The following is a 13,029-nucleotide window of genomic DNA, read 5'->3' as shown; positions in this document are numbered from 1 at the left end:
GTCGGGCTTTTTTTGTCTCGGATTTGAGTGGGAGCGTTTCGCCATGGATCTGCATCGTCGGTTGGGCTTCTCGTTATTGCTGTGTTCCAGCCTGCTGCCGGGGTTGTCCGTGGCAGCGGGCAAATGCGAGCGACTGGTCGTCACCGGCAGCCCGGATGCACCGCCGTATCTCTGGCAGGATCCGCAGAATCCAAAGCAACTGATTGGTGCGAGTGCCGACCTGTTGCAGCAAGTGGCGAAGGACCTGGGCATCAAGGTCGAACTGCTGTATGCCGGCAAGCGCTCACAGGCCCTCGACGAAGTGCGCAGCGGGCGCATGGACATGCTGGCTGACGCGCCCATGACCTTTAACGAGCTGGAAAACCTCGACTACATTCATCCGCCGCTGTTGGAAAACGACTATCTGGTCTGGACCCGCAAGGGCTCGACCCTGGTCTACAGCGAAGCCAGGGATCTCCAGGGCCACCAAGGAGGATTGTCGGAAAAGTCTCGAATGACCCAGGCATTCAGTACTTTCGCCGAGAAGCAATTGACCCTGACCCGTACGGCAAACCTCACTCTGGCCCTACAGAAACTTCTGCTGGGTGAAGTGGAATATGTACTCGCCGGCCGCTACTCGGGGATGGCGGCCGCGCAGGCCCTGGGTATGGCCAATGATCTGCTGGCCTTCGAGCAACCGATTGACCGGCCCGGTCTGTTCCTTGCGCTTTCCCACAACTCGGCTTGCAACGATCCGTGGTTGCGCGGACAGCTGGCCAAAAAGATGACAGAATTGCCCGCGTCCGGCCTGACGGAAGCCGCGCTGCAACGCAACATCGAGCGCTGGAAGGCGCAGCAGCAACAGCCGCCGCAAGAACCTGTCAGCGCCCCAAAACAGTAGGGATTCTTAGTGAGTAATCGAGTTCTTTTCACGGCCCTGGCCGTTCTGGTCCTGGCCGGTTGCGCCAGCGATCCGGCACCCAATGAACAAATGCGCCTGACTGAACAGGCGCTGGAGCAGGCCAAGGCCGTCGGCGCCACCGCCGATGAAGTGCCGGAAATGAAACTGGCAGAAGACAAGTTCAACCGGGCCAAGGGCAGCATGGCCGGCGAATCCTTCAAGAACGCGCGGATGCGCGCCGAACAGGCTGAGCTGGATGCACGCCTGGCCGAAGCGAAGGTGCTGACCCAGAAGAGCGAGGAGCAACTGAACGTGCTCAACACCCGCATCGTCCGCCTGCGCAAGCAACTGGGGGATGCCCAATGAGCCTGACTTCAAAAGCCTTCGGCACTCTGATCCTCGTGGGTTGCGCCAGCCTTTACGGCTGCGCCGGTCAACACAGCGAAACCGCTTTGCAGGAAGCCAGCGCTGACTTCCAGAAGGTCAAGGAAGATTCCAATGTGCTGCGTATCGCGCCAAAAGACGTGATCCGTGCCGGTGAATCCCTGGCCCGTGCCGATCGTCTTTCCACTTATTGGGGCAGTGGCGCGGACGTGGCGCATTACTCCTACCTGAGCCAGCGTTACAGCCAGATCGCCCGCGAGCACACCAATCTGGTGCTCAACGAAGAGCGTGCGGCGAAGCTGGAGCTTGAGCGTCAACGCCTGCAACTGGCACTGCGCGAGTCCAAACTGCTGAGCGTGCAGCAGCAGGGCAAATGGCTGGAGGAACAGATCGTCGCACTGGCCACCACCCAGACTGACCGTGGCCTGGTGATGACCCTCGGTGACGTGCTGTTCGACACCGGCGAAGCCGAGCTGAAGAATTCGGCGAATCGCGTGGTCCTGAAGATCGTGCAGTTCCTGCAGCTCAATCCGAAGCGTGTGGTGCGCATCGAGGGCTATACCGACAGCACTGGCGGCAAGCAGGAAAACCTAAAGCTGTCCCGCGATCGCGCACAGTCGGTTGCCGATGTGCTGACGGATCTGGGTATCGACGAAAAACGCATTCAGGTCGAAGGTTACGGCGATGAATACCCGGTAGACGCCAACGCTTCCGAGCGTGGGCGGGCACAGAACCGTCGGGTGGAAATCGTGTTCTCAGACGAAAAAGGCCAGCTCGGCGCCGCCCGCTGAGGGTGGCGTTACTGGAAAGCCCGGCCTGTCATGCAGCGCCGGGCTTTTTTACGTCTGTCGATTACCTCACAAAGCAGTACAGATTTATCCGACACTGCACTGTATGGTTGACTAATATGGCAACTGTCCCAGTACACTTCAGAACTGTTCCGGTATTGTTCACACAAAAATAAAACGCCCGTGATATCGAGTGCTGCGTCATGACCAATCTCTTGCTCTACCAACGTATTGCTCAACAGCTGGCCGAAGACATCCGCCGTGGCGTCTATCAACCGGGCGAGCGCGTGCCTTCGGTGCGCAAGATGAGTTCGCAGCTCAACGTCAGTCATGCCACGGTGTTGCAGGCTTACGCCAATCTCGAGGATCAGGGGCTGATCCGTGCACGGCCGCAATCCGGTTACTACGTACACCAGACGCCGGCGCTGACTGCACCGACCCCGGACATTGCCCGGGTCGAACGACCTGGCCTGGTCACCCGCGCCAGCATCATTCAGCAAGTGTTGGTCGAGTCGCGCCGCGAAGGCGTGTTCCCGCTCGGTGCAGCGGTACCCAGTGTTGATTATTTGCCGGTGCGCGCACTGCATCAGCAATTGGCCAAGGTCACCCGATTCCATAGCCCTCGTGCCTTCAGCTACATGTTCAGCCCGGGTTTCGAACCGTTGCGCCGACAAGTCGCGATCCGCATGCGCGACGCCGGTGTGGTGGTCGATCCGTCGGAAGTGGTGATCACCCACGGCTGTGTCGATGCCTTGCAGATGTCGTTGCGGGTGCTGACCCGTCCGGGCGATCTGATCGCCGCCGAATCACCGACCTACTACGGACTGCTGCAACTGGCCGACCTGCTCGGCCTGAAAGTCATCGAAATCCCAAGCGACCCGGCCACCGGCATGAGTCTTGAAGCCCTGCAACTGGCGGCCAACCAATGGTCGATCAAAGCCTTGGTGCTGACGACCCGCCTGAGCAACCCGCTGGGCGGCACCATGCCCGAAGAACGGCAAAAACAATTGCTGCGTCTGGCCTCGGACTTCGATATCCAGATCGTCGAAGACGACATCTACGGCGAATTGATGTTCGAGCAAGGTCGCACCAAGGCGCTCAAGGCCTACGACCGGCTGGATCGGGTCATTTACTGTTCGAGTTTCTCCAAGACCCTGTCACCGGGTGTGCGGGTGGGCTGGATGATTGCCGGCAAGTATCAGCAGGAAATCCAGCGTCTGCAGACCTTCACCACGCATTCGGCTTGCAGCGTCACGCAAATGGCGATTGCCGCCTATCTGGAAAATGGCGGTTATGACCGGCATTTACGGTACATCCGCCAGGAATACCGAAAAAACCTCAGCGCGTTCCAGCTGGCGGTGCAGCAGTACTTCCCTGAAGGCACGCAGATGACCCGGCCTACGGGCGGTTTCATCCTGTGGGTGAGCCTGCCGGGGCGGGTCAATACCCAGGAATTGCATGTCCGCGCGTTACAGCAGGGCATCAGCATCGCACCCGGGTTGATCTTCAGTAATACCGAGCAGTTCAACCACTGTATCCGCCTGAACTGCGGCACGCCGTGGAATCGCGAGGCGGAACGGGCGCTGATGACCCTCGGCCTGCTGGCGACGCAACTGTGTCAGGAAACCGCTGGCGGTTTCTGAACAGACCGTGCAGCGCGCTTGTCATGTGGCGTTCAACAGGCGAGCATATGGCCCTCTGCCGTTAGCGTTGTAGGTTCCATGAAAGCGATTTTTCCTGCTGCCTGGGTTTTGCTTTGTCTGTTGATGATCGGTCACGCGCCAGCTGTCATGGCCGCTGCCGTTTCTGAAAAACCGACAGCAGCCTCCACGGTGAAAAAACCGGTGGCCAGCAAGAAAGCCGTTCCTGCGAAAGACAAACAGCAGAAGAAAGCTGTACCCGCAAAGAAACGTGCACCTATCGCTTCCAAGTCGAAGCCAGCCAGTGAAGTGGTGAAAACCCAACTGCCGACCCCCAAACTCGACTTGAGCCTGCCCAGAGAAATGGTTCAGCAGTTGAAACCGGTCGGTACTGTGCCATTGGCCAAGCGCGAAGGGGTCCTGCCGCAGATGTTTGGCGAGAAGAACAGCGGTTTCCAACTCAACGGTCGTCTGCTCAGCAACGAAATGCAGTTGCAGCTGCGTAACGAAGAGCGCCGTGAAGTCGAAGGCGCGGCGCTGGATTTCGAATTCAAGCAGTAAATTCAATCGATCCGTGACCCGCAGACCAGACGCTTTGTCGGAGACTGGTCAGTCACTTTCGTTTCTGCGTAAAAACCCGGCTTAAGGGAATTTAAAACAGCCGTTTTAGCGGTTACCCTGTTCCGCGTCCCTTTAACACATTGCCCGTCGCGAGGAGCTCGTCGTCATGAAATGCCGTGAAGGCTGTGGCGCCTGTTGCATTGCCCCCTCCATCAGCTCGCCGATTCCAGGTATGCCCGATGGCAAACCTGCAGGCGAACGTTGCGTTCAGCTCTCGGTCGAAAACCTGTGCAGCATTTTTGGCCGACCGGAACGTCCGGCGGTCTGTTCAGGGTTCAGCGCCGATGTCGAAGTCTGCGGAAGCAGTCAGGAAGAGGCGATCAGACTGCTCGGCTGGTGGGAGCAGATGACGGCGGCGTGATGTGTCAAACGTACGGAACTTCAACAATAAGGAATAAGACTATGGGTTCGCTGCATCGTATCGCTGTGTTGTGTGGTTTGACTGCCGTGCTGGTCACTTCGGCTGCCCAGGCTGAAGACTGGAAAGTGGCCAAGAACGAAGACGGCATCAAGGTCTCCCTGAGCGAAGTGCCGGGTTCTGACTACAAGTCTTATCAGGGCGTGACCTTGATGAAGACTACCGTCGCCAAACTGCGCGCACTGCAGGAAGACGTCCCCGGTGCCTGTGCCTGGATTCACGAGTGCAAGACCCAGAAACTGCTCAAGCACGAAGGCGACCAGAGCTGGACCTACACCCAGTTCAACACACCATGGCCGGTAACCCCGCGCGATTCGATCCTGCATGTCACCACCGTTGAAGGCGCCGATGGCAGCCTGACCCGCAACCTCGAAGGCGTGCCAAAGTACCTGCCAGAAGAAAAAGGCTTTGTGCGCGTAGCTCAGGTCAAAGGCTTCTGGAAGTTCGTGCCGAAGGGCGATCAGGTCGAAGTGACCTATCAGGTCCACACTGAGCCAGGCGGCAGCGTGCCGTCGATGATTGCCAACAAGTTTGTGGTCGACGCACCGTTCAATACCCTGAAAGCCCTGAAAGAACGCGCCGAGAAGTAAGTAGCGCGTGCTCTGCAAACGCCCCGATGAACTCGGGGCGTTTTGTTTTGTAGCGATATTGTGTTTCCGGATATGCGTTGAACGAAATTTTCACAAACGCTTCAAGACAATTCGCCCGCGCAATTTGAATCTGTCCGGGTATGCCGTGCCTTTAATGAAAGAGTCCGGCAGCAGGGCAGTAATCAATGGCAATGCCGCCGGTGATCGTGCAACATTTGCGCACCGCGCAAGCCCCGGGGCCTGGAATGGCCAACAGAGGGCAGGGCGCAGCTGTATTTTTGCAACTTCAACTTCCAATGGGTCCTAAAACGACATGGCAAACCCGGACGCCCTGAATCAGCAGCGATCTTCCAGTCGCCTGCTGCAACCGACCGTCAAATCGCATCTGGCCTACACGCTCTTGTGCGCGCTGGTCATGATGGTGATGTTTTCCGTGCTGCGCCTCGCGCTGCTGGTCTACAACCGCGAGATGATCCTCGACACCCCGGCTTCGACCTTTCTCGAAGCCTTCGCCAATGGCCTGCGCTTCGATTTGCGTCTGGTGGTCTACCTCTGCGTTCCGATGGTCCTGGCGCTGTTCAGTGCCCGGGCGATGGCCGCTCGCGGGTTCTTCCGTCTGTGGCTGACCGTGACCTCCAGCATCGCGCTGTTCCTCGGCCTGATGGAGATGGACTTCTACCGCGAGTTTCACCAGCGCCTCAACGGCCTGGTGTTCCAGTACGTGAAGGAAGACCCGAAAACCGTGATGAGCATGCTCTGGTACGGTTTCCCGGTGGTGCGCTACCTGCTGGCCTGGGCCGTGGGCACGGTGATCCTGACGCTGGCGTTCAAGGGTGCCGACCGTCTGACCCGTCCGCGTGGCCCGTTCAGCGGCGGCAACGTCGGCACCCGTCAGGTGGCGCCATGGTATGCGCGTCTGGCCGTGTTCGTGGTGTGCCTGCTGATCTGTGTGGTCTCCGTGCGTGGCACCCTGCGTCAAGGCCCGCCGCTGCGCTGGGGGGACGTGTACACCACCGAATCGAACTTCGCCAACCAGCTCGGCCTCAATGGCACCCTGTCGCTGATCGCGGCAGCCAAGGACCGAATGGGCGAAGACCGCAACAACATCTGGAAAGCCACGCTGCCGCAGGATCAGGCGCAGAAAGTCGTGCGCGACATGCTGGTCATGCCGGACGACAAACTGGTGGATGCCGACATCGCCGCCGTGCGTCGTGACTACACGCCGCCAGCCGACAAGACCCTGCCGATCAAGAACGTCGTCGTGATCCTGATGGAAAGCATGGCCGGTCACTCGGTGGGCGCTCTGGGCGCGCCGGGCAACATCACGCCGTACCTCGACAAACTGTCGAAGGAAGGCCTGCTGTTCGACCGCTTCTTCTCCAACGGTACGCACACCCACCAGGGCATGTTCGCCACCATGGCGTGCTTCCCGAACCTGCCGGGTTTCGAATACCTGATGCAGACCCCGGAAGGCAGCCACAAACTGTCCGGCCTGCCGCAATTGCTCAGCGCGCGCAAGTATGACGACGTCTACGTCTACAACGGTGACTTCGCCTGGGACAACCAGTCCGGGTTCTTCAGCAACCAGGGCATGACCAACTTCGTTGGCCGCAATGACTTCGTCAACCCGGTGTTCTCCGATCCGACCTGGGGTGTGTCCGACCAGGACATGTTCGACCGCGGTCTGGTGGAACTGAAGGCACGGGAAAACGGCAAGCCGTTCTACGCGCTGCTGCAAACCCTGTCCAACCACACGCCTTACGCCTTGCCGACGCCATTGCCGGTCGAGCGCGTGACCGACCGTGGCACGCTCAACGAGCACTTGACCGCCATGCGTTACGCGGACTGGGCACTGGGCCAGTTCTTCGAGAAGGCCCGTAAAGAGCCTTACTTCAAGGAAACCCTGTTCGTCATCGTCGGCGACCACGGCTTCGGCAACGAGCGTCAAATCACCGAAATGGATCTGGGCCGCTTCAACGTACCGATGCTGATGATCGCACCGGGCATCCAGGAAAAATTCGGTACCCGTGACCACACCGTGGGTACCCAGATCGACATCGTGCCGACCATCATGGGGCGTCTGGGTGGCGAAGTGCGTCATCAGTGCTGGGGTCGTGACCTGCTCAACCTGCCGGCAGGCGACACCGGTTTCGGTGTGATCAAGCCATCGGGCAGCGAGCAGACCACCGCCATCGTGACGGCCGACCAGATCCTGGTGCTGCCGAAAGAGAAGGAAATGGCGCCGAAGATCTACCAGTACCAACTGGGCGCGAATCCTTCGGCTGAAATCATTCCGGATGCACCGCGCACCGCTGAGCTGAAACTCAAGCTCGAAGCGTTCCTGCAGACGGCTACCAAGAGTCTGCTCGACAACACCGCCGGTGTGATTAACGGCAAGCCGGACTGATCGTTCCGCGCAATAAAAAAGAGGCCCTTTTCAGGGCCTCTTTTTTTGTCGGTCAAAACGTCATATGCGGCCGAGCAACAGCAGCACCAACAGTACAACCAGCACTACGCCGATAATGCCCGAAGGACCGTAACCCCAACTTCTGGAGTGCGGGAAGACCGGCAGACCACCGATCAGCAACAGGATCAGGATAATGATAAGAATTGTGCCCATGTCGATTTCCTTGTTGATAGTGTCTGAGGAGTCTCGTTGTTAAAGGGCGGCTGGAAGTTGAACTAAATCCAGACGGCTTACAAATTCCGACTGGCGCGCGTGAAAGAAAATTCAATGTTTTTTTAACGTATTTGGTTCACGGTCTTATATCGTTCGATGCCACGGTTTGCTCTTGCCATTCAGCAATCTGATGGAGCGTGGGTCGCTCCGGATCCTTCGCTACACTCCGCGCATCTTCCCCGGAACAACAAGGTTGTCTGTTATGCAAAATCGCATGATGATCACTGGCGCGGGCTCCGGCCTGGGTCGCGAAATCGCGCTGCGCTGGGCGCGTGAGGGCTGGCAACTGGCCTTGTCCGACGTCAGTGAGCCGGGCCTGCAGGAAACCCTCAAACTGGTTCGCGAGACCGGTGGCGATGGCTTCATCCAGCGCTGCGACGTGCGCGATTACAGCCAGCTCACCGCGTTCGCCCAGGCCTGCGAAGTGAAGTTCGGCGGCATCGACATCATCGTCAACAATGCCGGTGTGGCCTCGGGCGGATTCTTCAGCGAGCTGTCGCTGGAAGACTGGGACTGGCAGATCGCGATCAACCTGATGGGCGTGGTCAAGGGCTGCAAGGCGTTCCTGCCGCTGCTGGAACAGAGCAAGGGCAAGATCATCAACATCGCCTCGATGGCGGCACTGATGCAAGGTCCGGCGATGAGCAACTACAACGTGGCCAAGGCTGGCGTCGTAGCATTGTCCGAAAGTCTGCTGATCGAACTGGCACAGCAGGAAGTCGGTGTCCATGTGGTTTGCCCGTCGTTCTTCCAGACCAATCTGCTGGACTCGTTCCGCGGTCCGACCCCGGCCATGAAAGCTCAGGTCGGCAAGCTGCTGGAAAGTTCGCCGATTACCGCCGCCGATATCGCCGACTACATCTACAAGCAGGTCGCCGCCGGCGAGTTCATGATCCTGCCCCACGAACAGGGCCGCATGGCCTGGGCGATCAAGCAGAAGAACCCACAGCTGCTGTACAACGAAATGACCGCGATGGCCGAAAAGATGCGCGCCAAGGCCAGACAGAACAACGGCTGAACTTGCACCGCCAGAGCCCCGTCGTTAGGGTGACCGCCACAGTCACCCTGACGAGTCATCTGCATGCTCAACTACTTGTGGTTTTTCCTCGCCGCGTTGTTCGAAATCGCCGGCTGTTTCGCCTTCTGGATGTGGTTGCGCCAGGGCAAGAGCGCCTTGTGGGTGATCCCGGCGCTGCTCAGCCTGACCTTGTTTGCACTGTTGTTGACGCGTGTTGAAGCGACCTACGCCGGTCGCGCCTATGCCGCTTACGGTGGCATCTACATCATTGCCTCGATTGGCTGGCTGGCCGTGGTCGAGCGCATCCGTCCGCTGGGTTCGGACTGGATCGGAGTTGCCTTGTGCGTGATCGGGGCCAGCGTGATTCTGTTCGGGCCACGGTTTTCGGCGACCTGAAGCACCGACTTGAAGGAAACGTCTGAAGGCTGAAGCGCCTGAGGGTGTAGGGTTTGACTGATTTGCCCGCAGCGCATTGTAGGGCGCTCGAAAGCCGCGCATCTTCAAGGCTCGAAAACCTTGAAGGACACCCCCATGCTTGTACTCAGCCGTGTTGTCGGTGAACTGATTTCCATCGGCGACAACATCACTTTGCGCGTTCTGGCGGTCAATGGCTCCAGCGTGCGATTCGGCGTCGAGGCGCCAAAGCAGGTCAACGTGCACCGTGCCGAAGTCTACGAGCGGATCCAGCGCAAACAGGTCAACGGCAAGGGCCGCTGACCGTTTCAGTCGAACAGGTGCTTGGGCACGTCGTGCTTGAGCATCAACTGGCACTGCTCGCTTTCCGGATCGAAGACGATCAGCGCCTGGCCTTTGGTCAGGGCCTGGCGAACCCGCAACACGCGGGTTTCCAGTGGTGTGTCGTCACCGTTGTCGGTGCCGTCGCGGGTGACGAAATCCTCGATCAGGCGGGTTAGGGTGTCGACTTCGAGCGCGTCGTAGGGAATCAGCATGGGCACCTCGGCTAAATCAATGTCGGGATGCTACGGCGAATGACCGCCGAGGGCCAGACTCAACTGTCCGAGCGTTGCCCCACCAGGCTATCCACTGACGGCACCCGGGTGTCGCTTTCCATTTGTGTCTCGTGTTCGATCTGGTGACTGAAGCGATCCAGTGACGCATTGGCCGGTTGTGCGTCGCTGGCGAACACCGGCGGACTAAGGATGTACGCCCCCAGCAAACGACTGAGCGCCGCCAGACTGTCGATGTGCGTGCGTTCATAGCCGTGGGTCGCGTCGCAGCCGAAGGCGAGCAGGGCCGTGCGAATGTCGTGGCCAGCGGTGACGGCCGAATGGGCGTCGCTGAAGTAATAGCGGAACAGGTCGCGCCGCACCGGTAACTCGTTTTCGCCAGCCAACCGCAGCAGATGCCGCGACAAATGATAGTCGTAGGGCCCGCCGGAATCCTGCATCGCCACGCTCACCGCGTGCTCGCTGGAGTGCTGGCCGGGCGCGACCGGCGCGATATCGATCCCGACAAACTCGCTGACATCCCACGGCAGGGCCGCCGCCGCGCCGCTGCCGGTTTCCTCGGTGATGGTGAACAGCGGATGGCAGTCGATCATCAACTCCTGGCCGCTGTCGACGATTGCTTTCAGTGCTGCCAGCAACGCGGCGACCCCAGCCTTGTCGTCCAGATGTCGGGCGCTGATGTGACCGCTTTCGGTGAACTCCGGCAGCGGATCGAACGCCACCACATCCCCCACGCAGATACCCAGCGAGTCGCAATCGGCGCGGGTCGCGCAGTAGGCGTCCAGGCGCAGTTCGACGTGATCCCAACTGATCGGCATTTCGTCGACGGCGGTGTTGAAGGCGTGCCCGGACGCCATCAGCGGCAACACGCTGCCGCGGATCACGCCGTTGTCGGTGAACAGGCTGACGCGGCTGCCCTCGGCGAAACGGCTCGACCAGCAACCGACCGGCGCCAGGGTCAGGCGCCCGTTGTCCTTCACCGCGCGCACGGCGGCACCGATGGTGTCCAGGTGCGCCGATACGGCGCGGTCGGGGCTGTTTTTCTTGCCCTTGAGGGTGGCTCGGATGGTGCCGCGACGGGTCATTTCGAAGGGGATGCCGAGTTCTTCCAGCCGCTCGGCAACGTAACGCACGATGGTGTCGGTGAACCCGGTAGGGCTGGGAATGGCGAGCATCTCCAGCAGGACTTTTTGCAGGTAGTTCAGATCCGGTTCGGGAATTTGGGTGGTCATGGAAACTCCTGTTGCGGAGCGCCATCCCCGCGTTGGGTGCGGGAATGACGCAGAAGAGGGATCAAACGGCCGGCTGACTGTGTGGAAACAACAGATCCACAAACCGTTCGGCCGTCGGCTGCGGCTCATGGTTGGCCAGGCCGGCCCGTTCGTTGGCTTCGATGAACACGTACTCCGGCTGATCGGCAGCGGGCACCATCAGGTCGAGCCCGACCATCGGAATGTCCAGCGCTCGCGCCGCACGTACGGCGGCATCGACCAGGGTCGGATGCAGAATGGCCGTCACGTCTTCCAGAGTGCCGCCGGTGTGCAGGTTCGCAGTACGCCGCACGAACAGATGTTCGCCGGCTGGCAGGATGCTGCTGTAGTCATAACCTGCCGCGTGCAGGGTGCGCTGGGTTTCGTGGTCCAGCGGGATTTTGCTTTCGCCGCTGGTGGCCGCTTGCCGGCGGCGGCTCTGGGCTTCGATCAGGGCGCCGATGGAGTGATGACCGTCACCGACCACCTCGGCAGGTCGGCGGATCGCAGCGGCGACTACGTCGAAACCGATCACCAGAATCCGCAGGTCGAGGCCTTCGTGGAAGCTTTCGAGCAGCACGCGGCTGTCGAACTGTTTCGCTGAGTCGATGGCCTTCTGCACCTCTTCGATGCTTTGCAGATCCACCGCCACGCCATGGCCTTGTTCACCGTCGAGCGGTTTGACCACCACCCGCTGGTGCTCGTCGAGAAAGGCCAGATTGTCGTCCGCGTTCGCCGCCAGTTGCTGTGAAGGCACATTCAACCCGGCGTTTTTCAGCACTTTATGGGTCAGGCTTTTGTCCTGGCACAGATTCATGCTGATGGCACTGGTCAGGTCGCTCAGAGATTCGCGGCAACGTACCCGGCGACCGCCGTGGCTGAGGGTGAACAGCCCGGCATCGGCATCGTCCACTTGCACATCGATGCCACGTCGATGAGCTTCCTCGACGATGATCCGCGCGTAGGGATTGAAATCTGCCTCTGGTCCGGGACCGAGAAACAGCGGCTGATTGATGCCGTTCTTGCGCTTGATGGCGAAGGTCGAGAGGTTGCGAAAACCGAGTTTGGCGTAGAGGTTCTTCGCCTGACGGTTGTCGTGCAACACCGACAGATCCAGGTAGCTCAAACCGCGGCTCATGAAGTGTTCGATCAGATGTCGCACCAGCACTTCACCGACCCCGGGACGCGAACACTGCGGATCGACCGCCAGGCACCACAGGCTGCTGCCGTTTTCCGGGTCGTTGTAAGCCTTCTGATGATTGAGGCCCATGACGCTGCCGATCACCGCGCCGCTGTCCTCGTCCTCGGCCAGCCAATACACCGGCCCGCCCCGATGATGTGGAGTGAGCAGGGTGGCATCGATCGGCAACATGCCGCGCGCTTGATACAGCTGATTGATCGCCTGCCAGTCCTCTTCGCTTTGAGCACGACGGATGCGGAAGCCGCGAAACACCCGTGTGGCCTGACGGTAATCGCTGAACCACAGACGCAAGGTGTCGGAGGGGTCGAGAAACAGTTGAGTCGGTTCCAGACCGAGAATCTGCTGTGGCGCAGCCACGTACAACGCGATATCGCGCTCGCCCGGCTGCTCGTTGAGCAATTCCTGAGCGAGGCTCGCCGGGTCAGGGAAGGTGTGGCCGATCAGCAACCGGCCCCAGCCGCAATGCACGGCAATCGGCTCGGCACTCGGCTGGTTGCCATCCTCGGCCAGACGCGCCTGCAAACGTTCATAGGACGGTGTCTGACCGCGTAGCAGCCGTTGGCTGTAAGCCGTGGCGTGAGGTTTCATCGA

General features: G+C 59.9%; 15 protein-coding genes. 11 read left to right on the top strand and 4 right to left on the bottom strand.

What is annotated here, in order from left to right:
* Window positions 1–43: 43 nt before the first annotated feature.
* From NH234_RS21835 to NH234_RS21800, 8 genes are all read left to right on the top strand, one after another.
* A complete protein-coding gene (locus NH234_RS21835; RefSeq protein ID WP_085730492.1) occupies window positions 44–880 on the top strand; it encodes an ABC transporter substrate-binding protein in 837 nt (278 codons plus the stop codon).
* 9 nt (window positions 881–889) lie between these two features.
* Window positions 890–1,246 (top strand): DUF4398 domain-containing protein, encoded by a 357-nt coding sequence (locus tag NH234_RS21830; protein ID WP_085730493.1) that lies wholly within the window; start codon window positions 890–892, stop codon window positions 1,244–1,246.
* Window positions 1,243–2,055: an OmpA family protein gene (locus tag NH234_RS21825; RefSeq protein ID WP_085730494.1), complete on the top strand. Its 813-nt coding sequence runs from the start codon at window positions 1,243–1,245 to the stop codon at window positions 2,053–2,055. The genes NH234_RS21830 and NH234_RS21825 overlap by 4 nt, the downstream gene beginning before the upstream one ends.
* Window positions 2,056–2,255: 200 nt before the next feature.
* The gene (locus NH234_RS21820; RefSeq protein WP_003226969.1) at window positions 2,256–3,695 is read left to right on the top strand and encodes a PLP-dependent aminotransferase family protein; all 1,440 of its coding nucleotides are present in this window, start codon (window positions 2,256–2,258) and stop codon (window positions 3,693–3,695) included.
* A gap of 78 nt (window positions 3,696–3,773) precedes the next feature.
* The gene (locus NH234_RS21815) at window positions 3,774–4,253 is read left to right on the top strand and encodes a translation initiation factor 2 (protein ID WP_085730495.1); all 480 of its coding nucleotides are present in this window, start codon (window positions 3,774–3,776) and stop codon (window positions 4,251–4,253) included.
* Window positions 4,254–4,419: 166 nt separating this feature from the next.
* On the top strand, window positions 4,420–4,674 hold the full coding sequence (locus tag NH234_RS21810; RefSeq protein ID WP_085710899.1) for a YkgJ family cysteine cluster protein: 255 nt from the start codon (window positions 4,420–4,422) through the stop codon (window positions 4,672–4,674).
* Window positions 4,675–4,715: 41 nt separating this feature from the next.
* Window positions 4,716–5,321, top strand: a complete 606-nt coding sequence (locus NH234_RS21805; protein ID WP_367254298.1) for an START domain-containing protein — start codon at window positions 4,716–4,718, stop codon at window positions 5,319–5,321.
* 313 nt (window positions 5,322–5,634) lie between these two features.
* Entirely contained in the window at window positions 5,635–7,728 is a 2,094-nt protein-coding gene (locus tag NH234_RS21800) for an LTA synthase family protein (RefSeq protein WP_367254297.1), read from the top strand.
* A gap of 60 nt (window positions 7,729–7,788) precedes the next feature.
* Here the strand turns inward: NH234_RS21800 and NH234_RS21795 are convergent, their stop codons facing one another.
* A complete protein-coding gene (locus NH234_RS21795; protein ID WP_169432680.1) occupies window positions 7,789–7,947 on the bottom strand; it encodes a DUF3309 family protein in 159 nt (52 codons plus the stop codon).
* Window positions 7,948–8,203: 256 nt separating this feature from the next.
* Between NH234_RS21795 and NH234_RS21790 the strand changes: the two genes are divergently transcribed.
* The 3 genes from NH234_RS21790 to csrA all read left to right on the top strand — a co-directional run bounded on the left by NH234_RS21790 (window position 8,204) and on the right by csrA (window position 9,736).
* Window positions 8,204–9,019 (top strand): SDR family oxidoreductase, encoded by an 816-nt coding sequence (locus tag NH234_RS21790; protein WP_367254296.1) that lies wholly within the window; start codon window positions 8,204–8,206, stop codon window positions 9,017–9,019.
* A 63-nt stretch (window positions 9,020–9,082) separates the two neighbouring features.
* Window positions 9,083–9,415, top strand: a complete 333-nt coding sequence (locus tag NH234_RS21785) for a YnfA family protein (protein ID WP_085710895.1) — start codon at window positions 9,083–9,085, stop codon at window positions 9,413–9,415.
* 135 nt (window positions 9,416–9,550) lie between these two features.
* The gene (gene csrA, locus NH234_RS21780) at window positions 9,551–9,736 is read left to right on the top strand and encodes a carbon storage regulator CsrA (protein ID WP_085710894.1); all 186 of its coding nucleotides are present in this window, start codon (window positions 9,551–9,553) and stop codon (window positions 9,734–9,736) included.
* Window positions 9,737–9,741: 5 nt separating this feature from the next.
* Here csrA and NH234_RS21775 read toward each other — a convergent pair whose 3' ends face one another.
* The 3 genes from NH234_RS21775 to ngg form a co-directional block, all read right to left on the bottom strand.
* On the bottom strand, window positions 9,742–9,969 hold the full coding sequence (locus tag NH234_RS21775; RefSeq protein ID WP_003192759.1) for a YheU family protein: 228 nt from the start codon (window positions 9,967–9,969) through the stop codon (window positions 9,742–9,744).
* A gap of 59 nt (window positions 9,970–10,028) precedes the next feature.
* Window positions 10,029–11,219: an osmoprotectant NAGGN system M42 family peptidase gene (locus NH234_RS21770; protein WP_367254295.1), complete on the bottom strand. Its 1,191-nt coding sequence runs from the start codon at window positions 11,217–11,219 to the stop codon at window positions 10,029–10,031.
* A 61-nt stretch (window positions 11,220–11,280) separates the two neighbouring features.
* On the bottom strand, window positions 11,281–13,026 hold the full coding sequence (gene ngg, locus NH234_RS21765) for an N-acetylglutaminylglutamine synthetase (RefSeq protein WP_367254294.1): 1,746 nt from the start codon (window positions 13,024–13,026) through the stop codon (window positions 11,281–11,283).
* Window positions 13,027–13,029 lie beyond the last annotated feature (3 nt).

This window comes from Pseudomonas sp. stari2, assembly GCF_040760005.1.
Taxonomy (GTDB): domain Bacteria; phylum Pseudomonadota; class Gammaproteobacteria; order Pseudomonadales; family Pseudomonadaceae; genus Aquipseudomonas.
Note: the sequence above shows the minus strand (reverse complement) of the source record. Positions and strands in the feature narration are given on the sequence as shown.